Source organism: Bradyrhizobium sp. Leo78, assembly GCF_059512425.1.
Window position 1 is genome coordinate 13,121 of the sequence record NZ_JCAMOT010000055.1, and the last position, 22,014, is coordinate 35,134.

At 59.3% G+C, this 22,014-nt stretch carries 26 protein-coding genes; 12 read left to right on the forward strand and 14 right to left on the reverse strand.

From position 1 onward, the window contains the following. Positions 1–42: 42 nt before the first annotated feature. Positions 43–585: a c-type cytochrome gene (locus AC5ZG1_RS38640; RefSeq protein WP_456645076.1), complete on the forward strand. Its 543-nt coding sequence runs from the start codon at positions 43–45 to the stop codon at positions 583–585. A 240-nt stretch (positions 586–825) separates the two neighbouring features. Here the strand turns inward: AC5ZG1_RS38640 and AC5ZG1_RS38645 are convergent, their stop codons facing one another. The 4 genes from AC5ZG1_RS38645 to AC5ZG1_RS38660 form a co-directional block, all read right to left on the reverse strand. After that, positions 826–1,365 carry a hypothetical protein gene (locus AC5ZG1_RS38645; protein ID WP_496136032.1) on the reverse strand — a complete coding sequence of 180 codons (540 nt, stop codon included), beginning with the start codon at positions 1,363–1,365 and terminating at the stop codon, positions 826–828. Further along, positions 1,362–1,862, reverse strand: a complete 501-nt coding sequence (locus AC5ZG1_RS38650; protein WP_496136033.1) for a hypothetical protein — start codon at positions 1,860–1,862, stop codon at positions 1,362–1,364. The genes AC5ZG1_RS38645 and AC5ZG1_RS38650 overlap by 4 nt, the downstream gene beginning before the upstream one ends. A 90-nt stretch (positions 1,863–1,952) precedes the next feature. Continuing rightward, entirely contained in the window at positions 1,953–3,698 is a 1,746-nt protein-coding gene (locus AC5ZG1_RS38655; protein ID WP_496136034.1) for a GMC family oxidoreductase, read from the reverse strand. Between the two features lie 229 nt (positions 3,699–3,927). Beyond that, positions 3,928–4,581, reverse strand: coding sequence for a twin-arginine translocation signal domain-containing protein (locus tag AC5ZG1_RS38660; RefSeq protein WP_496136035.1), 654 nt, complete (start codon positions 4,579–4,581; stop codon positions 3,928–3,930). A 669-nt stretch (positions 4,582–5,250) separates the two neighbouring features. Here AC5ZG1_RS38660 and AC5ZG1_RS38665 point away from each other — a divergent pair. The 10 genes from AC5ZG1_RS38665 to AC5ZG1_RS38710 all read left to right on the forward strand — a co-directional run bounded on the left by AC5ZG1_RS38665 (position 5,251) and on the right by AC5ZG1_RS38710 (position 11,420). Continuing rightward, complete coding sequence (locus AC5ZG1_RS38665) at positions 5,251–5,841, forward strand: superoxide dismutase (protein WP_496136036.1); 591 nt, start codon at positions 5,251–5,253, stop codon at positions 5,839–5,841. A 65-nt stretch (positions 5,842–5,906) separates the two neighbouring features. Continuing rightward, positions 5,907–6,848, forward strand: coding sequence for a DUF1259 domain-containing protein (locus tag AC5ZG1_RS38670; protein ID WP_496136037.1), 942 nt, complete (start codon positions 5,907–5,909; stop codon positions 6,846–6,848). A 42-nt stretch (positions 6,849–6,890) separates the two neighbouring features. Then, the gene (locus AC5ZG1_RS38675; protein WP_028162934.1) at positions 6,891–7,076 is read left to right on the forward strand and encodes a hypothetical protein; all 186 of its coding nucleotides are present in this window, start codon (positions 6,891–6,893) and stop codon (positions 7,074–7,076) included. Continuing rightward, complete coding sequence (locus AC5ZG1_RS38680) at positions 7,046–7,468, forward strand: hypothetical protein (RefSeq protein ID WP_496136038.1); 423 nt, start codon at positions 7,046–7,048, stop codon at positions 7,466–7,468. The genes AC5ZG1_RS38675 and AC5ZG1_RS38680 overlap by 31 nt, the downstream gene beginning before the upstream one ends. Before the next feature lie 52 nt (positions 7,469–7,520). Then, on the forward strand, positions 7,521–7,763 hold the full coding sequence (locus tag AC5ZG1_RS38685; protein ID WP_496136039.1) for a hypothetical protein: 243 nt from the start codon (positions 7,521–7,523) through the stop codon (positions 7,761–7,763). Beyond that, entirely contained in the window at positions 7,735–8,901 is a 1,167-nt protein-coding gene (gene chrA / locus AC5ZG1_RS38690; RefSeq protein WP_496136040.1) for a chromate efflux transporter, read from the forward strand. Before AC5ZG1_RS38685 ends, chrA begins: the two co-directional genes overlap by 29 nt. 51 nt (positions 8,902–8,952) lie before the next feature. Then, positions 8,953–9,483: a PepSY domain-containing protein gene (locus AC5ZG1_RS38695; RefSeq protein WP_496136041.1), complete on the forward strand. Its 531-nt coding sequence runs from the start codon at positions 8,953–8,955 to the stop codon at positions 9,481–9,483. 246 nt (positions 9,484–9,729) lie between these two features. After that, a complete protein-coding gene (locus AC5ZG1_RS38700) occupies positions 9,730–10,023 on the forward strand; it encodes a hypothetical protein (protein ID WP_496136043.1) in 294 nt (97 codons plus the stop codon). A gap of 303 nt (positions 10,024–10,326) precedes the next feature. Next, positions 10,327–11,100 carry a hypothetical protein gene (locus AC5ZG1_RS38705; protein WP_496136044.1) on the forward strand — a complete coding sequence of 258 codons (774 nt, stop codon included), beginning with the start codon at positions 10,327–10,329 and terminating at the stop codon, positions 11,098–11,100. Positions 11,101–11,186: 86 nt separating this feature from the next. Next, positions 11,187–11,420 (forward strand): hypothetical protein, encoded by a 234-nt coding sequence (locus tag AC5ZG1_RS38710; RefSeq protein ID WP_496136045.1) that lies wholly within the window; start codon positions 11,187–11,189, stop codon positions 11,418–11,420. Positions 11,421–11,466: 46 nt separating this feature from the next. Here the strand turns inward: AC5ZG1_RS38710 and AC5ZG1_RS38715 are convergent, their stop codons facing one another. From AC5ZG1_RS38715 to AC5ZG1_RS38725, 3 genes are all read right to left on the reverse strand, one after another. Further along, complete coding sequence (locus AC5ZG1_RS38715; RefSeq protein ID WP_496136064.1) at positions 11,467–12,057, reverse strand: QcrA and Rieske domain-containing protein; 591 nt, start codon at positions 12,055–12,057, stop codon at positions 11,467–11,469. A 110-nt stretch (positions 12,058–12,167) separates the two neighbouring features. Next, complete coding sequence (locus AC5ZG1_RS38720; protein WP_496136046.1) at positions 12,168–12,974, reverse strand: ABC transporter permease; 807 nt, start codon at positions 12,972–12,974, stop codon at positions 12,168–12,170. After that, on the reverse strand, positions 12,971–13,567 hold the full coding sequence (locus AC5ZG1_RS38725) for an ABC transporter ATP-binding protein (protein ID WP_496136047.1): 597 nt from the start codon (positions 13,565–13,567) through the stop codon (positions 12,971–12,973). The genes AC5ZG1_RS38720 and AC5ZG1_RS38725 overlap by 4 nt, the downstream gene beginning before the upstream one ends. Positions 13,568–13,715: 148 nt before the next feature. On the opposite strand from AC5ZG1_RS38725, the gene AC5ZG1_RS38730 reads away from it, so the two are divergent. Then, positions 13,716–14,945 (forward strand): DUF3182 family protein, encoded by a 1,230-nt coding sequence (locus AC5ZG1_RS38730; RefSeq protein WP_496136048.1) that lies wholly within the window; start codon positions 13,716–13,718, stop codon positions 14,943–14,945. On the opposite strand, the gene AC5ZG1_RS38735 is transcribed toward AC5ZG1_RS38730, so the two are convergent. The 7 genes from AC5ZG1_RS38735 to AC5ZG1_RS38765 all read right to left on the reverse strand — a co-directional run bounded on the left by AC5ZG1_RS38735 (position 14,925) and on the right by AC5ZG1_RS38765 (position 21,873). After that, positions 14,925–15,599 (reverse strand): ABC transporter ATP-binding protein, encoded by a 675-nt coding sequence (locus tag AC5ZG1_RS38735; RefSeq protein ID WP_496136049.1) that lies wholly within the window; start codon positions 15,597–15,599, stop codon positions 14,925–14,927. The genes AC5ZG1_RS38730 and AC5ZG1_RS38735 overlap by 21 nt on opposite strands. Next, positions 15,596–16,855, reverse strand: a complete 1,260-nt coding sequence (locus AC5ZG1_RS38740) for an ABC transporter permease (protein WP_496136050.1) — start codon at positions 16,853–16,855, stop codon at positions 15,596–15,598. The genes AC5ZG1_RS38735 and AC5ZG1_RS38740 overlap by 4 nt, the downstream gene beginning before the upstream one ends. After that, a complete protein-coding gene (locus AC5ZG1_RS38745; protein ID WP_496136051.1) occupies positions 16,852–18,249 on the reverse strand; it encodes a hypothetical protein in 1,398 nt (465 codons plus the stop codon). The genes AC5ZG1_RS38740 and AC5ZG1_RS38745 overlap by 4 nt, the downstream gene beginning before the upstream one ends. Before the next feature lie 8 nt (positions 18,250–18,257). Then, on the reverse strand, positions 18,258–18,626 hold the full coding sequence (locus AC5ZG1_RS38750; protein ID WP_496136052.1) for a hypothetical protein: 369 nt from the start codon (positions 18,624–18,626) through the stop codon (positions 18,258–18,260). A 330-nt stretch (positions 18,627–18,956) separates the two neighbouring features. Beyond that, positions 18,957–20,078, reverse strand: a complete 1,122-nt coding sequence (locus AC5ZG1_RS38755; protein WP_496136053.1) for a DUF3182 family protein — start codon at positions 20,076–20,078, stop codon at positions 18,957–18,959. 172 nt (positions 20,079–20,250) lie between these two features. Then, a complete protein-coding gene (locus AC5ZG1_RS38760; protein ID WP_496136054.1) occupies positions 20,251–21,261 on the reverse strand; it encodes a YncE family protein in 1,011 nt (336 codons plus the stop codon). Between the two features lie 60 nt (positions 21,262–21,321). After that, positions 21,322–21,873, reverse strand: a complete 552-nt coding sequence (locus AC5ZG1_RS38765) for a hypothetical protein (RefSeq protein WP_496136055.1) — start codon at positions 21,871–21,873, stop codon at positions 21,322–21,324. Positions 21,874–22,014: the final 141 nt, after the last annotated feature.

Sequence of the window (22,014 nt, forward strand, 5' to 3'; positions counted from 1 at the left end):
ACGTCGCTACTAGTCCTTGTTGCACTAGTGACCTTCGCACCAATGCAAGTCCTTGCGGCGGAAGCTGAGGCCGGAAAGAACAAGGCAGAGGCCTGTGCGGGGTGTCACGGTGACAAAGGTGTCTCCGCCACCGAGAACACGCCGTCATTGGCGGCGCAACCTGATCAGTTCTTACAATGGCAGCTGGTTTTCTTCCGCAGCGGTGCGCGTAAGAATGAGGTCATGGGACCAATCGCGGAACAACTCAGCAACGAAGATGTCCGCGACCTCAGCGCTTACTTCTCTTCGCTCAAGCCTTCCGATCCAGTCGCGGCGAAGGTGCCCGACGATCATCCCGACTTGACCGAAGCCGGCAAGAAGGCGGCTGCGGCCGGGCGGTGCGCCTCTTGTCACGGCGACAACTACGCTGGCAGCAAGGCTGTCGCCCGCATTGCGGGTCAACGCGAGGAGTATCTTGCGAAGGCGCTCCACGACTACAAAGCCGGCGTTCGATCCGGCGGCGGTGTAGCCGCGATGGCCGAGGTCGCCTATCCCCTGAGCCAGGACGATATCTCGGCGCTGGCGCACTACCTCGCACGACTCTAGGAGAGATGCCAGATGCAACGAGGCGGTCCAGTCGGAGCCGTTCGATGATCTCCGCCGAGGACGGCTGAAGACCATTGGTGGCCGACGCCAATCGGACTCTGGTCTGGTTCCTGGGCGGACTTCCCCCTGTTGATCTGGTGGTGGGTCCGGGCCCAGGGACTCCCTTCCCCTGCAACATTTGAAGGAGGTCAATCATGACCATGCGCGAGGATATTGGGCCGATGATCGCGCGTACTAGACTCAGAAGTGGGTGATGGGTTTGTTGTCCGGCCCGAGCAACGTGGAAGGCGCCTCCTTGAAAACCAAGCTGTCTGGGGCGAACTTGGTTGTCTTCCCGCCCAACACAAAGTCGGCAAAGTTGTGGGGAATCGCCGAATGGACGCCAGTGGCCAGGAAATCAGCGAGTACGAAGCAGATGTCGGGCCTTCCGCCGGATCCGGCCGCTAGAAACGCCTGGAAATTCTGACCTGTGACTTGCGCCTTCTTGCGCGCCGACCAGTTGGTATAGCGCCGATAAAGCTTGGGAAAGATGGCAGGTCCCTTGTCCGTGGCCAGCACGCTGAGGTCGCCGACCTTTGGTTCGCGCAGATTGAAATCGAAGGGACCAATCGTATTGGACAGAAACGTCCACACAAGCGTCTTCTTTGACCGTGCGGTTTTTGCAAGGGCGAGAAGCGCATTGATTTCGTCATTGGTCATGCTTGAGTAGAACGTAGGATATGCCCAGCCATGCTCGACCAGCCAGTGATTCAGATTTACCGCCTGGCCGTTCACCGTCACTTCGATGTCGCCAACCAGCCGTCCGTAAGTGTCAACACCTCGTTTGGGGTATCCACTTGGGTCACAACCCGACAGTCGAGGACCGTCTTTCCCGTCGACGTAAGAAAGTCGTGGAGTGCCTTCGCCGATGTGGCCCCCAGTAGCTGACGATAGAAGTGGATGAGACCTTTGTATGCCGCCAGCTTCGTCGCGCTCAAGCCGTTCTTCTCCTTCGCTGAGAGCGCAGATGGCTGATAATGGAGCTCGGTCGCATCGATTCCCTGCAGTCGGATTGTGACTTTTCCGTTCTTGATGGGCGGAGTACTAAACTTGCCCTTGACCTTCGCATTGTTGAACACATGCGTCGGGTGAAATGGCGAAGAGCTGTCCTTGCGGAACTTAATCGCGTCGGGCCCGACGCTTAAAATGACTTTTGTAGTGTCAGCGTCCGATTGACCGCTTGGCCAGAACTGTTTGAGCTCAATTGTGCCGTCCACTTCGAGCAATCCTGCCGGCATTGATAACTCCCCCTGCCAATAAGTAAGCGAAATTCAAGAATTCTGTTTCTCCGAAGCACCCTACGGCAAACCAAGGCTTTCCGTCGGCGCTCAGCCCTTCAACTGTTCCTTGATCGTTTCTGAGGCTCTCAACGCCAGAGCCGCGACAGTAGACGTGGGGTTCGCCGTTGAGCTGGTAGGAAATACGCTGCTGCCCAGCACAAACAGGTTCGGGTGGTCATGCGCCCGACAATATTTGTCAACGACCGACGTCTTGGGATCGCTGCCCATCAGCGTCGTACCCATGATGTGGCCGGAGCCACCATCGATGGTGGTATCCGGCGGATCGGCCTGCATGACACGATCGGTCGCGCCCAGCTGATCAAAGATGAACTTGTGAACGTCTACGACCGTCTTGAACGAGTTGCGAACGTACTCGTCGTCATCAAGATTGTAGCTGATCATTGGTTTCGCGATACCGAGCCGATCTGTATTGGTGGAAAGCGTTACGCGATTGGTCTCGCGCGGCAGCTGCTCGCAAGCGCTGTTCAGCGTGATCTGACGGGTCATGTGATCGTTGATTTTCTTCCGCAGATCGGTTCCAAACAGAGCAAAGTTCTCGACGAAATCCAGGATTGTCCCGTTGAGGTTCTGATTGCCGCTCGGGTCCTTCGGGGGAATGAAGTTTCCGCGAGGGGAGCCCGTTTTGGTGCTCGCCCAGCCGTCATTCTTGATCGAGGTCTTGAAGCCGGCGTAGCGCGCGCGAAAATCGCCGTCGCGGAATGCCGCAATATCGGAGGTGGTCTGCGGTCCGCGGAAGGGAAAGAGTGGCTGGGGCGCCAGTGCGAAAGATTGCTTGATGGGGTGATCCATCAGATAGCGACCGACCTTGTCACTGGAATTGGCCGCCCCGGACGACAGCAGGATCCTGGAATTTTCGATGCCATTGGCGGCGAGCACCACGATGCGCCCTGACGCGCGGTCTTCGGTTCCGTCGGGCCGCTTGTACCAAACGCGCGATACCCACCTCTGCTCGGAGTCAACATCGAGCTTGGTGACGACCGCCTGTGTTCGCAGAACGGCGCCCGCGGACAATGCCTTCTCGACATGAACCACGGCTTCGTATCGCGCCTTGATCGGACATAGGGGCACACAGGACGTGTGGCCGTCGCATTCGGGGCGGCCCGCATAGGGTCGAGAGTTGATCGCATGCGGGACCGTATTGACCTTCAGCCGCAAACCATGATCCGGAACTTTCTTGTCATTGATGACGCGCGCGAGCTCATTGTCGAGGAAGCTAGGCGCGAGGGCCGGCATCGGGAACGGTTCGCTGCGATAAGCTCCCCACTTCCGTTCGTAATAGTCTTCATTTTCCTCATCGCTGCCGGCAACGCCCATCTCGTATTCGGCTTTGACGTACCAGGGTTCGAGCTCGCGATAGGTGATCGGCCAATCAAATCCTACCTTGTAGAGCGTCTTCATCCTGAAGTCGTTGGGGAGCATCCGGATGTAGATGCCCTGCCAATGCCAGGTTGAGCCGCCAACGATGCGCTCGTAATAGCTCTTGAAGAAGCGCTTCTTTCCGATCGCTTCGACGGTGTAGTCGTAATAGTTCTTGCCGCCGTCTTCGATCGGGCTCGGCTGCAGGAAACGGTATTTGCCGGGATCGGTCTTCGGGTCGACCTTCGGATCGACCGGCAGCACATCATCACCGCAGAAAGGCGAGTCCGGCGCCTTGGAAGGAGAATTGGTGTAGTTGTGCACCATGGCCCAGCGGCCGAGCGAGTCGGGAGGTACACCGCCGGCCGCCAGGATCAGGACCCGGAAGCCGTCCTTGGCGACCTGATGCGCAACCATCCAGCCACGCCGGAACCGATGACAACGACGTCGAATTCCGCATGTTCGAGAATCGGTCGCATGATCATGTCTCCCGAGCAGCCATTGATCGCGGATCCGGAGCGTTGCGGTTCAGGCACGAGAACCGGACTCTCCTGCTCTTGGCGTCTGTCTCGCGTCAGTACCTTTCTAGTAAAATGCGTGGTTGCCAATCGAAGGGCAGTCAGACGATCGGCGGCTTGCTGGCCCATTAGCGGCGAGGCCCGCCCGGCGTCATCGGCGCGTGCGCATGGATCACCTGCCAGATCATGCCGCGGCTGTACTGCTCGGGCGTGCCATAGACCCAGATCTTCTTCCGAGTGTCGGCAGGATCATCTTGCAGCGGCGGCTTCGAGCCCGGTGTGATGTCGAGCGGAATGTAAACGGCCGAAATGTACCAGAGATAGATGAGCTGCTTCGCGCCGGCTCGCACGGCGGCATCCGACGACATCCAGATCGACTGCTTGACCTCATTCTCACCCGGGTTGCCCCCGGGTATTGCTCGATAGGCCCGTATCAGCAGGTCCAGGTTCTTTGAGAGCTGGGGATGGGTAGCAAAGCGTTCCATGTACTGGTTTGCGATGTGCCGGTCGAGCTCGGCGAGTCCGGTTAGCGACTTCGACACGCCGATGAAACTTTCGAGATACGCAACGTCCAGATCGTAGCCGTCCGGTTTCGGCAGCGCCTCGTAGTGAACGCTGCAGAGCGGGTCGCCTTCCTCCCACAGCTCCATGACGGCTTTCGCCGATCCCGGCCAAAGGACGGCTGCAGTTGCGCTGGCCATGGCGACCTTTTCGAGAAAGTGCCGTCTGCCAAGATCGATCTTGCTGGGGAATTCCGAATATTTGGAGTTGGCTGTTCTCATTGCCGTCTCCGTCAAGCCGTCGGTCGTTCGTCACCGCGGGTGCGGCCGGAAAAAGTCAGGCTAACCTTGCATCCGGAACAAGCTCTTGCGACAGGCGAAGGCCATAAAATATTTCTCTGTTCTTGAAGTGCCTGACGAGTTGTGCACGAGAAGAAAAGTACCTCCTGCGCGAATTCTCTATGATCTGGTTCACACAATCCTGCTTTTCTTGGATTAGCGCGGGAGCGGGTCCGCATCCGTGATCAAGCCCCCGACACTGATGTCGGCACCCGACCGGTATGGGATGCCGAATAAATTTCGCCCGGCAAACTGCCCTGATCTGAAGGAAGCATCTTAAGGGAAAGGGCGGCGGGCTGCGCAGGCAGATTGACGGTCTTGGTACAGCGAAGTTCCCTGGATTAGCTCCCAGTCCAAGTCTCCGCGATCACGCGGCAGAGAGCCCTGATCCCCGTTGACAAATTAGTCTTTGCGGGACTTACATGCGGCATGGGGAAAGCGATCTCCCCACGAGGCGACATGCCCAAGAATCGCGTCCGGTTTTCACCAAGGGCGCATCATGTCTGCCGTTATCCGAGTCTTCTTCCGCAAGCTTTCTGATCCGACTGTGCCTTTGGCTGCCGGCGTTCCCACCGCCCGGTTGCTTGCCGGTACATGCGTCAGCAAGCTGCCATGACCTACACCATGAAACCCCTTTCCTGCGATCCGAGCCGCGTCCGTGGCATGTCGGAGCGGATGATCATCAGCCATTACGAGAACAACTATGGCGGCGCGGTGAAGCGGCTAAACCTGATCGATGAGAAGCTTGCTGAACTCGACTACGCGATCGCGCCGGGCTTCCTGCTCAACGGATTGAAGCGTGAGCAACTCATCGCAAGCAATTCAATGATCTTGCACGAAATGTTCTTCGATGGCCTTGGCGATGAAAGCGAGCCCGGAAGAAGCTTGAAGGTTGCGCTCACGCGCGATTTCGGTACCTATGAACGCTGGAATGCCGAATTCGTTGCCATGGGCAAGGCGCTCGGTGGCGGCTCCGGCTGGGTACTGCTGACGTGGTCGCCGCGTGACCGGAAGCTCGTCAATCAATGGGCATCCGATCACTGCCATACGCTTGCCGGGAGCACGCCGATCCTGGCGCTCGATATGTACGAGCATTCCTATCACATCGATTACGGCGCCAAGGCTGCCGACTATGTCGGCGCGTTCATGTCGGCCGTCAATTGGCCCGCCGTCGAACGGCTTTACGAGGGTCTCTCAAAATGACGCTGTCCGCTCCTTCCGGGCACGCTGCAGGCGGAGGCCCTTCTATCCAACCATGGAGGTTCACCATGTGTCTCAGATATCTTCTGGCTGCTTCAATTCTGGCGCTGTCATCCGCGTCAATTGCGAATGCGCAGACCATCGACTGGAACATCTTCACCGAGCCGTTCATCCCCAGTGCGCATGCCCAGGCAATCGAGTGGCAAAAGATCGATGAGATCTTCGGTCGGAAGCCGGCAGTTTCCGGCGAGGTGCATCGCTATGGATTCCCGCGCAGCGATCTGACAGTCACTTTGGATGGCGTGACCATCAAGCCGACGCTTGCGCTCGGTGGCTGGGTCGCGTTTATGCCGATGCACGGCGAAGCCATGGTGATGGGCGACCTCGTGCTGCTGGAAACCGAGATCAATCCGGTCATGGCGAAGCTGGTCGCCGGCGGGCTTGAGATCACCGCCGTTCACAATCACCTGCTCCGGGCGAGCCCTGCGACTTTCTACATGCATGTCGGCGGTCATGGCGATCCCGTGAAGATGGCTGCTGCCATCCGCGACGCGCTGGCAGTGAGCAAAACGCCGCTGGCGCCCTCAGCAGCGGCCGCACCGCCCGCCATCGACCTCGATACCGCCCAGCTCGATCAGATCATCGGCGCCAAGGGACAGAACAATGGCGGTGTCTACGCCTTCGCCGTTCCGCGGCGCGATCCGATCAGCGAAGCTGGGATGCAACTCGCACCGGTCGGCCCGATGGGTGTGGCACAGTCCATCAATTTCCAGCCGACGGGGAGCGGCAAGGCAGCTATCACCGGCGACTTCGTGCTGACCGCCGACGAGGTCAATCCTGTGATCAAGGCGCTGAAGGCGAACGACATCGATGTAACGGCGGTCCACAACCACATGCTCAACGAGCAGCCACGCCTGTTCTTCATGCACTTCTGGGCCAATGACGATGCGATCAAGCTGGCCAAAGGGCTGCGTGCGGCACTCGACAAGACCGCGAGCACCAAGAGTTAGGCGAGGAGCAAGCAACACGGACCAGAGTCAAGAGGGGCCGGGATGAAGCGAGTCGTCGTTGCGTTGTCCATGCTGGCAGGCTTTCTGGCCGCCGATTGCGCGGCCGAGGCGCAAACGTCCTGCAAGGTATGCGCCGAGCAGCACAAGGCATGCATGAAGAACTACGCGGGCCCTGCCTGCAAGACCGAGTACCAGATGTGTCTGAAGTCGTGCAAATCGAAGCCATAAGCATGGGCAATTCTCGTGCGGGAACACGCGTCGGATATGCCGCCGTCGGATTGCTGGCCATGCTCACGCTCTGGAGCGGCAGTGCATCGGCCGAAGAGTTGAAGAAGTTGTCGGGCGCACAGATACGCGCGCGATTTTCTGACAGGCAGCTCACCGATGAGGTGCACTGGCGCGAAGTCTACCAACGTGACGGCACGTTCAGAAGTTACTCGATGGGTAAGGTGCTAACAGGCAAATGGTTCGTTCGTTCAGACGATCTCTGCCTCGACCTTCCGGAGCCGGATGACGGGTGCTTCGAGGTGGCATCGTCGGGTTCATGGATTGTCATGACTCCAAGGGGAACGGGCCTCACGACTGTCGGCGTTCTCGAGCCCATTTCGGATCGCGAATAGCCAGTTCTGAGCGCTCGAAGTTGCAAGGGAATGGAGCGATGAGGAGCCAGCGATGATCAAGAGAAAAGAGCGGGCGTCCAAACAGACTCCTGGCGACAGCGAGTCAGCGCGAGCGTCCGGCTCGTCTACCCTCGTCTTCTATGGCGATCCGAAGCTCGTCAGCGACGCCTTCGCCCTGGCGCTCGACGCCATGCAGCGCACGAGTGAGTTTGGAGTTTCCGGCGGGCCACGCCGATCACAAGAGAGGGGCACAGGTGACGACGACAATGCAGACAGAACACAATGGCAAGAGTGAGCTGGCACGGTACTTCCTCCGCCTTGGCTGTCTCGGCTTCGGCGGCCCGGTTGCGCTCGTCGGTCAAATGGAACGGGAGCTGGTCAGCGACAAGAAGTGGCTGACCAAGGAGCAGATGCGGGAGTCGATTGCCATCTGCCAGTCGCTTCCCGGCCCGCTCGCGATCCAAGTCGGCATCTATGTCGCCTGGCTTCGCTGCGGCTTCTGGGGTGCCTGGATCGGCGGCTGGTGCTTCATCCTGCCAAACTTCATCATCGTGGCGGCGCTCGGCGCGCTCTATGTCTACCTCGGCGACTTGCAGCCGGTGACGGCCATCTTCTATGGCGTCAGCCCTGCGGTCATCGCGCTCATCCTGCACTCCTGCTATCGCCTCGCGAAGCTCGGCATGGAGGATTGGCTGCAGTGGGCCATCGCCGGGGTTTGCCTTGTCGTTACCGTCGTCCTGCAGGCCGAAGTGGCACTGCTGTTCATCGGCGCCGGCATTGTCGGGATTCTCTACTACGGAAACATCTTCAAGCGTTCCTCGACCGCGATGCAAATCGTCGTCATCCCGGCCGCCGCGCCGGCCGTCACCCCGGTCGTGACTGGCTCCACGCTTGGCAAGCTTTTGCTGTTCTTCCTCAAGGCCGGGTCACTGACTTTCGGCAGCGGGCTCGTCATCGTGCCGTTCCTCGAGCAGGGGCTGGTTCAGCAATATGGCTGGCTTAACGAGAGGGAGTTCTTGGTCGCCGTGGCGATCGGCATGATCAGTCCGGGGCCGGTCGTCATCACGGCGACCTTCGTCGGCTATCTAGTCGCCGGTTTCTGGGGGTCGCTTGTCTCGACTGTCGGCATTTTCCTGCCGTCGTTCTTGCTGGTGCTGATCGCAGCCCCGTTGTTGGCGCGGCACCGCGGAAACCCGAACGTTCAGGGATTCGTCAAGGGTGCCTACGCGGCGGCGATTGGCACGATTTTGGGCGCCTGCATTCTGCTTGGAAAGATCGCCATTGGTGATTGGCTGACGATTGCGATCGCGCTCGTCTCGCTCGCGGTTCTGTTCCGCTGGAAGGTCAGCAATCCCATGCTCGTTGCGGCCACGGCGATCGTCGGCCTCGTTGCCTATCCGTGGCTACAGCCGGCGTGGGTGATGATCAAGTGACAGGTTTCGGTGCGGGGCGAGGGGCATTGAGGTCAGTGAACGGAGGGACCCATGATTCGCAGGAAGTTCCTAATCACTTCTGCTGCCGGGCTCGTCATCGTTGGTCTGACGAGATTGTCCGTCGGGCTCGGACACGCAGCGGGTGATGATGAAGGCGAAGGCGTTCTGGTCAGATTGTTACCTTCTGCCAAGGTTAGCTTGCAACAGGCCCTGGTGACCAGCGAACGGGAAGGCCAGCCAATCTCCGGAAAATTCGAGGCTGAAGATGGCAAGCTTCAGCTTTCGATCTACACCGCAAAAGACGGGAAGTTCTTCGAAGTCATCGTTGATCACATGACCGGCGAGATAAGCAAGGTCGAGCCCATCACCGAAGGCGAGGACCTTGAGCACGCCGAGGCACAAAAAGCTGCGATTGACAGGGCAAAGGTAACGCTGGCCGCTGCCGTGGCCAAGGCAAAAGGATACCGCGCACAGAGCATTGTGGTGAGCGCCGTGCCCGAACTGAAAAACGGGCAGCCTATTGCGTCGCTTGGTTTCTTGAACGGGAAGAAACTTTCGAGCATTAGCGAACCGCTGGATTAGCCAACTTGCGGGTCCAGGCATAACTGGGCGCACGTGACCGATCCATCGATCGCCGCGGCTCTCTGACAACAACTTCAGAAATTCTTCGGTGGTGGCGCGCTGAGAGGCTGGCAAAATCAATGTGGCCAGGATCGGTTCGGCGACTACAGCGATCCAGAAGAGGTTCTGGGAAGAGCCCTTCAGCGCCACGACTGATGATCGCCGGCGGCAAGCTCGAGCAATCGAAACCACGAAGAGGAGAACGCGATGGATCGAAAGTGGATATTGGCCGGTGGTGGTCTGCTGCTGTTGGGATTAGCTGGCGCAGCTATGGTGACCGCCGAACCCAGTAAGGGCCCGGTTTTCATCGCCGGCGATCAACCGGTCACCGAGGACCAGGTGCGCCAGAAACTGCAGTCCGATGGTTGGTCGAACGTACAGATCGTTCGTGACGGAAGGTATCTCGAAGCGATCGGCTCAAAAAGTGGCCAAACCACAAAGGTTGCAGTCAACGCGCAGACCGGCCGGTTGCGCGTTGCCGACGAGGACGACGAGGATTGAGTAGAATCAGCTTGCTCCGGCGTACGGTAGCTGGCCGCCGTAGGGGCAGGTTGCGGCAAGAGCTCTCTCGCACGCGCGGGGTCTCGTGCCAGCTATCCGAACTGGCTGCCAACAAGCATTCAGTAGTGTGGTCGAGGTTGTTCTGCTGGCCGGAATACGATTCTCGAGGGTATCGGAGCCGCTCGATTAGCGGATCGAACTCGAGATCGCCAAAAGGCAGGAGAGAGAATGAACTTTCCGCTGCATTGCTGGCGGTACTTGTTTCGCCCATCGCCCCGAGGTGTCGACCGCGGACGAACGAAGATGCTCACTGAGTCGTTTCCAGTCCGATGCGCTGCGGCATCGTTGATCTTTGTCGGTGTCGCGGCATGCTCCGGCCGTGCCTTCGCCTACCGGCCGTTCGACGGCACCGATGCCGCCGTGGCCGCGCCCGGAGAACTCGAAGTCGAACTGCAGCCGGCCGGCGTCCGACGTGACGGAGCCACCCCGACGCTGGTCGCGCCATGGACGGTCCTGAATTTCGGCTTGAGCGAAGGATGGGAGGCGGTGTTCGAGGGGCAGGGCGAGACGCCACTGTCGCCCTCGGGGCCGACGAACCTGATCGCAGCGGGTGCGTTCCTCAAGCATGTCGTGGTACCGGGCAGCCTGCAGGACAAGAGCGGACCGAGCATCGCGACCGAATTCGGTGTGCTGCTGCCAGACAGTACGGGCGACAGCGGCGTCGGCGCAAGCTGGGCAACCATCATCTCGCAGCGCTGGGACTGGGGAACGATCCACCTCAACGCGGAAACGCTACTGACGCGAGACCATCATGCCGATGTCTTCCTCGGCACGATCATCGAGGGGCCGTCGAAATGGACGGTGCGGCCGGTCTCGGAATTTTTCTACGAAAAGGAATTCGGCCAGGAGGAAACCTTTTCCGGGCTCGTAGGCTTGATCTGGCAGGTGAGCGACAAGCTCTCTTTCGATGTCGCCTATCGCCACGCGCTGACCAATCACCGTCCGGTCAACGAAGTTCGTGCCGGTTTGACGTTCGGCGTTCCACTCCGGTTCTTCGAGAGCGCCCACGTCAGATAATGGGATTGAAAATGCGGGCGAGCCAAATCCGTGAAAATCGAAGCCGCAGGGAATCATCGCGGCGCTTGCAAGAAGGAGTGCAGATGATGTCAGTACGCACAATCTCCCAAGCGATCCTTTGCTGCCTGATGGTCAGCCTCGTCGCGCCGGCTCATGCCCTGACCCAGCAGGAACTCTTGGCCAAGCTTCAATCGGCCGGCTACACGCAAGTCCGTGACATCAAATCCAGCGCTGAAGGCATTTCGGTCAAGGCGATGAAGGACGGCAAGGACGTATCGCTCGTCGTCGACAGCAGCGGTCAGGTCAAGGAGCGGCGCTAAGCCGGCCGCCTGCTGGGTCAACATCGCGTCCCTAACCGTGCGACTATCACCCTCCGGGCTGGCCGCCTAGCTTTCCGACGAACCCTGCGGCGACCGTCAGCGAGCCGTCGGCGATCGCGAGTGGAAGTGCCGCCAGACGGCGGGGCGCCGGTCCGAATACGACTTGGGCACTTTCTCGGGGATTAAATTCGGAGTTGTGACAGGGACATTTTAGAACGTTTTTGTCGCCTTCTGATGCCTTCACCCACTCGGAGACAGGACATCCGGCGTGTGTGCAAATCAGCGAATAAGCGACGACGCCGTTGGCCGATCGCGATCGGGACTCGTCGTCGAGTTCGCCTGGATCAAGCCTTACGAGGACGATCTCATTGAGCCGCGATCCCTTGCGGATCACCGAGGACTTCGGGTCCTTCGGCCAAGCGTGCACGGGCGGCCCGCCAAGCTCCAGATCATTCAGCTTGATGATTTCGCCGGCATGTTCCCCTTCGGAGTGAACGAGAAAATCGCCCTTTTGCGGTCGCTCATCGCTGCCTGGCTGATCCTCCTCCTCCGCCACGGCTGGCTTGGCAGCCAGATAGGCCCCGGCGGCCAGAGCCGTCAGCAGCAGCGAGCGTCGTACCGGATCCTGACACGCCATCGCCGCCTCCGTTCCACTTTTCTTACAACGTGCGATTTGCACTTGATCTTAGCGCAAATTGAGCGCCGCGACTCAGCCAAAATGAAGGCGGTGGACGATGAGAGTAGTCCTTACCCCGCCGTTTCGGTAGCAATCCGGTCCAGGCGCAATCGATGCCGATGATCCGTGAGCAGGCGTCCGCCGCCCATGACGGCGGCCAACGTTCCGAGGCCCGTTCCGCCGGCAATCAGGAACATGATCAGTAGCTGATATTTCACGGCGTCTACCGGCTCGACCCCGGCGAGGATCTGGCCAGTCATCATTCCTGGCAGAGAAACGAGACCGATTGCCGCCATGCCGTTAATGGTGGGCATGAAGCCACTTCGCAGCGCATCCCGCATGACCGGCAGCAGTGCCTGATACCGCGTGCCACCCAGCGCAAGGCAGGCTTCTACCGCCGCTCGTTCGCGCATCAGGCCATTCGTGAGCACGTCCAAGCCCAAGCTTACCCCCGTCATGGTGTTGCCCAGGATCATACCCAACAGCGGCAGCGCATAGCGCGGATGATACCAGGGCTCGGGATGCAGCTGCGTCAGAAGCGAAAACATCGTGACGGTGCCGGCAGCGATCAACGTGCATCCTGCGCCCAAGCCGTAGGTCCCAAAGCCTAGCAGCCGCCGCTTCTGCCGCACGACGATTTCGCGCGATGCGAACAGAACCATGATGGCGGCGGCGAGGGCCGTCCAAACAGGCGAGACGGCAGCAAACAGGAAGGTGAGCACATATCCGACCAGCACCAGCTGAACGACCATCCGCACAGTTGCGACGGCGAGTTGCCGTTCAAGCTTAAGGTGGAGCGCAAGCGAGAGAGCGCCGTCCATGAGAACGAGCAGCGCAGGCAGAATGAGATCACTGTAAGTCAGTTGGATGTAGGTCAAAGCTGATGCTCCTCGATGCGGCCGTCGCCTCCCATCACAAACAACCGCGATCCGACGCGGTGGGCCTGGGCGGTATCGTGAGTACTCCATATGACACCTGTCCCGCTTGAGACGCGCTCAGCAATGATCGATTCAACGATCGCGGTCGATGTCGCGTCGAGCGCCGAAGTAGGCTCGTCCAGCAGAAGCACGCGCGATCGCAGCATCAGCGCCCGCGCAAGCCCCAGCCGTTGCTTCTCTCCGGTGGAAAGTCTTTGGATGGGCCAGGTTCCGCAGCTGGCCGGTAACCCCAGTCGCGCGACCAGCGGCATGGCATCATCCCAGGCGGCAAAATGCTTTTGCACCGTGTCCGCCCACCAGCCCGGCTCAGCGGCGAGGTAGGTCACTTGCTTCCGCCAAAGCGGGGCCGGCACGGTTTCCCTGAGCGTTCCGTCCAGCTTGATCGCCCCCTCATTGGGATCGAGATCGGCGATGGCGCGAAGCAGCAGGCTTTTGCCGACCCCGGAAGGTCCCTGCAGGGCGATGCATTCGCCATCCTTCAGCGCGAAAGAAACACAGATGTGCAAGCGCTTCAGCTTGCTGACTGTAAGCATGACCGTCTATGGCCTTTCAGAACAAGGCCACGCCTTGCGTTAGAGGAGGTCGCTCACTAATGTATTCCCACGGGGGTTTGCAGTCTCCCCGTCAGACGGGTGTTCCGTCCAAGCACTGGCCAATCCTCGGTTGTCGGGATGGTTGCGCATGGACGACACTAAGTTATCTCCTTTCCCTGATCACATTGGACGAGGACGGTCGGCCGCCGCCGGTCAAAGCGAGCCCAGCACGCCGGCGGTCAATGCGGTCGCCGTCTACTTTTCCCGGCTGGGCGCGCCGATGTACGCCCACGAGAACATCACGCTGTCGGCGGTCGCCGAAAGCATCGCTCGGCTTAACGGTCATAGATACGCCGGCATCTTCGACGCCAAGAAGCATTCGACCGGAGATTTCTTCTTCGTTCCGGACGACACGCTCATGCTCGAGGAGGCGCGCGCCCTCGGCATTCACTCACCCCGCCAGCTTTATGGCGCGGTCGTGCCTTTTCCTTTCGCCAAAACGAAAGCCATCACGCACCGACTGATAAATCCGTTCGCAGCGCACCCGTACGGCTGGTCGGCCGCATTCGCAGCAAATGTGAGCAATGCTGTCCTGCCGGGCTATACCGTGTTCAACCCTGACGATGCTGGGACGGCTGTTAGGTACCTACTGTTGCAGGGGCCTGTCCGCGTAAAGGAGCCGCTCAGAGACGGTGGCTACGGACAAACGGTGATTGGCAAGATTGCTGATCTAGACGCACTTCTCGAGAATTTACCAGCCGAGAAGATCGCGCGCCATGGACTGGTTCTCGAAACGAACTTGCGCTGCGTTACGACGCGAAGCATTGGTTGCACAATGGTTGGCGATCGGACGATCGCTTATCACGGCACGCAACGGTCGACCACGAACAATCTCGGAGTTTCAGTCTACGGTGGCTCGCATTTGATTTGCGTGCGCGGGGGCTGGGCAGAACTGGTCAATCTGCCGATGGATACCAAGACGCGTATCGCCATAACGCAAGCTCGGACCTATGATGGCAATGCCACCCAATATCCCGGATTCTTGGCCTCACGCCGAAACTATGACGTCGGCGAGGGAATAGATGGTTGTGGACAATGGAGGTCCGGTGTGTTCGAGCCGTCGTGGCGCTCAGGTGGTGCAAGCACCGCCGAACTCGCGGCCCTGACCGCGTTCGCGCAAGACTCCGCTTTGCAGGTTGTCGAAGCTGCCTCTGTGAAACATTTCGGAAAGCCGCGCAAAATCCCGCCTGGCGCAGTTGTGCATTTTGAGGGCGACGACCCCGAAGAGGGGCCGCTGCTCAGATATACCGTCATCATACGAGCGCTGCGCCGTGCAATGACAAGAGTTCCCGGCGCATCATTCCGGCGCCGCCATTAGCACACCACCTCGCAGTTCGAGAGATCTTTGAGCAGTCTGTAGGTCGCGCTCGTGAGTAACGAGAAGTAGGGTCTTGCCGTGTTCGCGAACTAGGCCCGTTAGCAGCCCCATCACACGTTGTGCACTTTGGTCGTCAAGATTCCCGGTTGGCTCGTCAGCAAGGACGAGCGCAGGATCATTTGCCAACGCTCTGGCAACAGCAACCCGTTGTTGCTCTCCCCCGCTGAGCTGGGACGGATTGTGGTCGCTGCGATCGGCCAAGCCGACGAGATCAAGAAGTTCGCGGGCGCGGCCTTGGTTCGCTCGCCCCAGCGCAATCATTGGGAGCAGGACATTCTCGAGCGCGGTCAGCTGCGGGATCAGATTATAGCTCTGAAACACCATGCCGACCTGCTCGGCCCGGTACTTTGATGCCCGACTCCCGGACAGCCGACCGACGTCGATACCCCCCACGAAGACCTCCCCCTCATCAGGCCAATCAAGTCCCGCGACGAGATTGAGAAGCGTGGTTTTGCCGGAACCGGATGGTCCGCTTAGCCGAACGAACCCGCCCTTCTCGATCTCAAGTGAGACTTCGCGCAATGCACCAACTGTGGCGTGGTCGCTACGATATGTCTTCGAAACTGAACGCAGGGAGATAAATGCAGGAGTCACGGGCTCGCCTCCGATAGAGTCGCGGCAACAGGCCCTCGCAGAAGCCGAGCTATGGTGGAAGCCAAGCCGACGCTCACGGCAGCAATCGCAATCGCCACCATCGAGCACACCACCACCCAATCGATTGTGGGCTCCGTCGGGCCAAGATCGGCCATGAGAGAAGGCATCGCGAAAGTTCGCGGCACGAAAGCATTGGCAACGAGACCGCCAATGGCGACCGCAGCCATTCCAAGCACCAGCCCGAAGATGACAGCGGGAGCGATGCCCATCGCGGGCGGAAACCCGAGGGCCAGAAGCGTGGCATACTGCCGCCGACGCTGAACATAAATGTCGTGCAGCAGGTTTGCGGCGAAGGATCCAGCCAACAGCAGCGTCGCGATACTCAATGCGGAAAACAACGTTAGCGTCAGAGCGAAATCGCGCACCTTGCGCTGGTATTGGCTGTATCGTTCCGTTACGAAGATGCCGGGCTCCAGCCGAAAGGCTTCCTGGAGCTTGGCGACGAGAGCTGGCACGTCAGGGGTGCTTCTCGCAATGACGAGGGCATCGGTCAGGTTCTCGCGACCGAAAATGTCTTCGCTCGTCTGGATATTCACGAATGCACCGCTCGAGACGAAGGTCGAATCGGGCCTCAACGAGGGCGCTTCAGCCGATCTTGGCGGGGCGCCCCGTAGCTCTAATCTGTCGAGAATGCCAACGACAGTGAGCTGCAGATCCGTACCGTCCGCCTTCCGCACCGGAAAAGTGCCGCCGATATCTACGCCGAGCGCCAGAGCGGATGCTTGATCGAGCACCGCCACAGCGCGATCTTCCTTCCGCAGGAATCGACCGCGCGCGAGCGAGAAGCTGCTCAAACCGCGCTCGACGTCGGGATCGATACCAAAAACATACATATTGAGAAAGCTGTCGCCGCTGACGACGTTGCGAAACAGCGACTGCCGCTTAACAACCTGGTTGTCGCCCGCAGCCATTCCCAGCTCGGCGGGATCGATGAGAGGTTCATAGACCGGAATTGTGAGCGGCGGTAAATATCCGCTCCGGGGGGTTTCAAACAGAGCGCGATTGAAGCGACTCTTGACCTCGACGACGTCGGGTCGATCCTGATGTATAGCCCTGGTCAATGTGTTTCGAGCCCCCTCGACCACCATCAGCGAAGCAGCTACCGTCGCGCTGGTAGCAGCGAGAACGATGGCGGCCGCAAGCGCTTCGACGAAGCGGCGGCCGTAGCCTCCGAAGGTAAGCTTCACCCACATCATGCGGACACCCGAAGGAGCTGGGCCGGCGCTTGCGCAAGCGGCCAAAGCAGTACCGGAAGAGCTGCGATGCTCGCAGCCACAAGCGCAACGGCGACGGCAAAACCGAACGTTGAAGCGCTGCGAGCGATTGGCAGAATACTCACCGCCACTGCAGCGATCACTATGCCTGCGGCAAGCACAGCGTATAGTCGGACCGCGAAGTAGAGCAGAACTCTAAACGGAGAAAAACCAACGGCCTGCAAAATGCCGAATTCGCGCCAGCGTGCCAGAACCAACTGGATCTGCTGACCCGCTGCCCCGGCTGCCACGAGTACAAGCAGCAAAAGGATGAAGAACGAGCCTCCTGTTTCCAGTTTCCTTTGCTCTAGGAGCGCCGCTTCGAAGTTGTTTCGCTCCGGCACTCTCAGGCAGAAGGTGGCTGGATTGGCAGCGCCGCAGTCTTGCTTGAGACCGCGCTGATCGAGCAAGGAAGTCGCTTCGCCTTCGACTGTCGGCACTGCCCGAACTGATTTCGCTCGCACGACAAGTTCCTTGGCTGCCGCCTCTTTCGGGGGTTGTGTGCCGCGGGCAGCCAATTGCTCGCCGACAAATCCAAGAAATTCCTTCAAGAGCTGTTTGTTCAACAGAATGGGCAACGTGGTTGCCACGCCCTCCGGCGCATCCGGCCGGCGGACTGTGAGAACTTCGCTGCCGCGCGCAGCAAGGCGCCAAAATGGCTCAAATCGACCCTGATCCGGGCCGATGAGCTCGAATGTCCCGATCAGGCGTAGCTTCTCGTAGCGTCGAACGATTGGTGGATTTGCATTCAGATACGTCAGATCGACAGTTGCTTCGGCACCAGGTCGAATCCCGACATAGTCGGTGACCCCGGAGGGGACTACGACCTCATTGCGATCGGGCGGACGGACCGTTCCAGATGTCGCAAGCAGGGGGTTTCCGAGAACTGCCGTGGGCGCGGTCGGATTCAGATCGTGGAAATTCACATAATAGCTGCGGACTGGATCAAACGACCGATCGACGCCCAGCACAGTTGTCCGGGCACCGAGAGATTCCTGCTGCTTCTCGTTTTCGAAGACCACAAAGGAAGTGTCGGCCACCAGGCCGAGCTGTGTTCCATTGTAGGGAGCATCGACCGACTGCACGCCGGCAATCGAATGCAGCGCCTGGACCAGATTCGCGACGTCGTTCGCAGGTACGCTCCCGAGCTCAACAACAAATGTCGCCGCTCCGGACGCTTCATAGCCGGTCAGCAGCTCCGCCTGTCGAAGACCGATCTGCCCCACAAAGAACGTGACTGCGATCAGCGCGAGCGCGATCGCCAGTGCGATCACCAGAGACCGCAGCCACGACCTCCTGAGATCGACCATGGCGAGCCAAATCAGCCCGCGATACACGATCGTTCCTATCTCAGCTCGCGCTCGATATCCTCGTGGAGCTCGCCGATCATGCCGGAAATGGTCGATTGCACCTTGGTGGCGGGCGCGCCGCTCGTAATCTCCTTGTCCAGCGAATCGAACAACAGCTGTTGCTCGCGAGCCTCACGCGCGGAAACCCTCGGCGCCAAGCTGTTCCAAGCGGCACGCGCTTCGCCAAACCGGGTTTGAGCTTCGGCGGCGTTGCCTGACGCGTAGGCTGTATCCACCGCGCGCAACGAACTCACGATCCGGTCCACCGATTCCCGGCCTTGGGACCTCTTCTGGGCGACCGCGGCGCCGCTCCAGCCTGCGCTATCAATTCCGAGTCCGATCGTCACCACGCCGGCCGCCAGCATTAGGCTAATCCACATTGGGGCAGTTCTCATCGCATCCTCCTGTAAGACGCCAGCTCGACCACGTTGATCTTGCTCGTCTCTCAGCGTGCCACCACTGAAGAATTTCTGAAATTACTGTCAGGAAGCTGCGGCCGAAGGGGAACCGCGTCTATAACACCGGAGGAGCTCACGAAGCGGAGCACACCATGTACGCATTTTGGTCGTCGAGAAGAACAGACGCACGCGACTTCGCCGATCTCCCAGTCACGTACTCGCCATGCTATTGAGCGCCACCCGCAAACAATTCGTAAGCTTCATTCGCAGGCTTCATTGGATGGTCTTCCCGAAGTCTCAAGCCCGACGCTTGGCTCGTTCAATACGTCGGACGACCGTATACCGGATCATAGGCCCGTCTTGGGGATCATCGAGCCGAATGGAGGTGAGAGCTTCTGGTGGCGGTTCAAGATCCCTGCCGAATTCTTCGACGTGAGATGCTTCGACGATCTCTACTGAGGAATCCCGCATGAATTCGGCCAAGGCCGCCACTTCCGCGCCCGTGGCCCCTCCGGCCCGCCACGAGGACTCGAAAACCCCCGATCCATAATTACCGTTCACGTCAAGGCCCAAACCGACATCATAGTTTCGGCGCGAGGCCATAAAACCGGCATACGCGTTCGTCGCCTCGTCATAAACTCTTGCCTTCTCGACTCCGACGCGAACTGCATGGCCCATCGGCAGCTGATAGAGGGCGTCCCATCCTCCCCGCACACAGATGAGATCCGAGCCACCATAAGCCGGCCGATTCTCGTTATTCGTCGTCACCCTTTGCCTTCCACAATACGTGAAACTCAAGTTACTAACCGCAATGTGACCCACGCCCAACGTTGCAACTTGATGCAGATTTTCTTCAAGCACCAAGCCAGAGTAGGCCAGATTGTGCATCGAAAAGCGATCGAGGAGTTCGTCCAGCTCGTTGGGCGCGGTGATAACCGTCTGGCCTCGACCTCCAGCCTCTCGCGGGTCTTTCACGCGGATTGGTCCGCGAAGGAGCATTCGGCCTGCCGCAATCCTCGCGTCCCGACGACAGAAGACGGTATAGCCGGGCAATACCGCATTGCGTATTCGCTCTCCGAATCTGAATAGCCATCCATCTGGCCGATGTGCGTCCTTGTCGACGAGTGGATGTGTTATGGCCTTTGTCTTGACAAATGGATGTGGAACAACGCCACCATAGAGATCGGTCGCGCCTCGAATACCGAGAGATTCTGCTTCATCCAACAACAGGGTGTCGTCTGGAACGAAGTAGATATGACCACTGCGATTGTTGTTGGCAGCGGCGCCGTAATCGCCGCCAAATTCATATTGCGTTAGCCCGGCGATCGCTTTGGCGTTGGCAACCAACATGATTCTCTGATGGGCACGTAGCGGCTTTCCAAGTCGGGATGCATAAGTGACCACGGTACCTTTGGGCATTCTCACACTGAATCCAAGGTTTTCTGATCCCGGTCGGGGATGTGCCGCCCCCACGCTTCAAATGTTTCGGTGCTCTTTCAACCGGCTGATCGACTATCAGCGTGCGGCGGCTCCCGAGCGCCCAAGAGGCGCGGCGTCAGCTCGCGGCCACCTCACGTATTGTGACCCTAGCTCACGGCGTCGGACGGAACACCCAGATTGCGGCGGGTTCGCCGGGATTGGCGCGCGCGGCGACGAAAAGCCGATCGAGATCGGGGACAAACAGCGCGGTTCGCGCGCCCGATATTGTGAGCATGTGAGCTGAGCGACGGTATGCATCTCCGTTTGCCTCGAACACATCCAAGTATCCATCGCCGCAGATGAGGTATACGCGATGGCGCTTCGCATCGAAGAAAAGGTCATCTGAATCACCACAGCTATCGGTGGTTGCAATGATACTGCCGTCCTGCATTGAGAAGACGCCAAGCTGAGCGGGATTCCGGGACGCCACGAGAATGCGTCCGGACTCTTCGTCTAGGGTCATCGGAAAATTGCTGCCGGTGTCGACCGGCCAGTTCGCCACCTGCTTGCTGGCAAAGCGATCTATCACCGCTATCTCACGCGATTTTGGGACGTTTACGAAGATGCGACGGGACGAGCGGGCGAGTTGAAAACTCTCGGGGTGAGCCCGCAGCGGAATGTCTGCGATCTTGCCATTCGTCGCCGGGTCGATCTCTGCCAGTGAGCCATTGCCGTAGCCGACGAATATCCGGTTGGATGCAGGATCAATGCGAATGTTATCGGCATCATCTCCCAGATCGATCTGTCCTGCTGTCTCGTAATTCGGACCGCGGAACAACTGCACCGAACCATCACCGGCATTCGCAACAAGGAGCGTGTCACTCGACGGCACGTAGCCGATGCCTTGCGGTCGTTTCAGCCCGGTAATGACATGCTGCGCCCTGCTTTCCTTTAGATCGACTATCTGGACCCTATCGTCACCAAGCTCGGCGACGAAGAGGCGCTGCCGGGGCAGATCGATGGCTAAGTGATCAATCCGGCCGCTCACCTCGCCCAAAGTGATCTTGTTCTCGAGCTGGAGCGGTGGCGTCGTCGACGCCTGACCAAGCGATCGATCCACTGCGACCGTCGCCACCGCAATCACGGTGAAGCATACCACGCAATATCGACGCATAGTCTTCATTCCATCAGGCCCAAACTGCTTGAGATTGATATCGCCCTGCGACGATTCGGTCAGCCTTGCTCAGCTCGCCGTTGGCTCGCCGCTGACGAGATCATAGAAAGTTGGCTTGATCGCATTGCCCTGGACGACCATGACTTCGAAGACGGGCTTGCCGCTACGGATCTTCTCTCTAACGGCCAGAACCGTACCCAGCGACGACGCCTTCTGGATGATCGCCGGTATGGTTACCTTGGTCATTGACAGAAGCGAATGGTACTGCGCCGACCGAGCGATGTGCTTTAGGTCAGCGAACACTTCCTTCTTAGGGCTCCAGGTCTCCGTCGTCACATCGCCGATGTACTCGTTGAAGGAGTTGTCCTCCGCAGCGGTGCCAAAGCCCTTTGCCGAGGTGTAGATCGACAGCATGAGCTTGTCTTTGACCATTTCGTATTTCGCCTCGATGGGCACTTCAGTTCCCTTAGCCACCTGGTCGATGCCTTGCTGCAGGGTCAGCTTGGCGCTTGGCAGCGCCTTGATCAGAGTTGCCTGATCAGCATCTTCGGCCCAGGCAAGATTCTGCCCCAACGTCGCGAATACGACCGCGATAACGAGCATCAGGCCTTTTCTCATCATGTTGAGCTCCTCCTTGTATGCGCGAGAGTTCGCTTCTGTGGACTGCCTCTCAAATTTGACGGAAGCATCCAAAGTCGGCCGGGCGGATTTCGATCGGGTCTTTTTGGCCACGCAACATTGTTGCCATTTCTGGTCCCGATT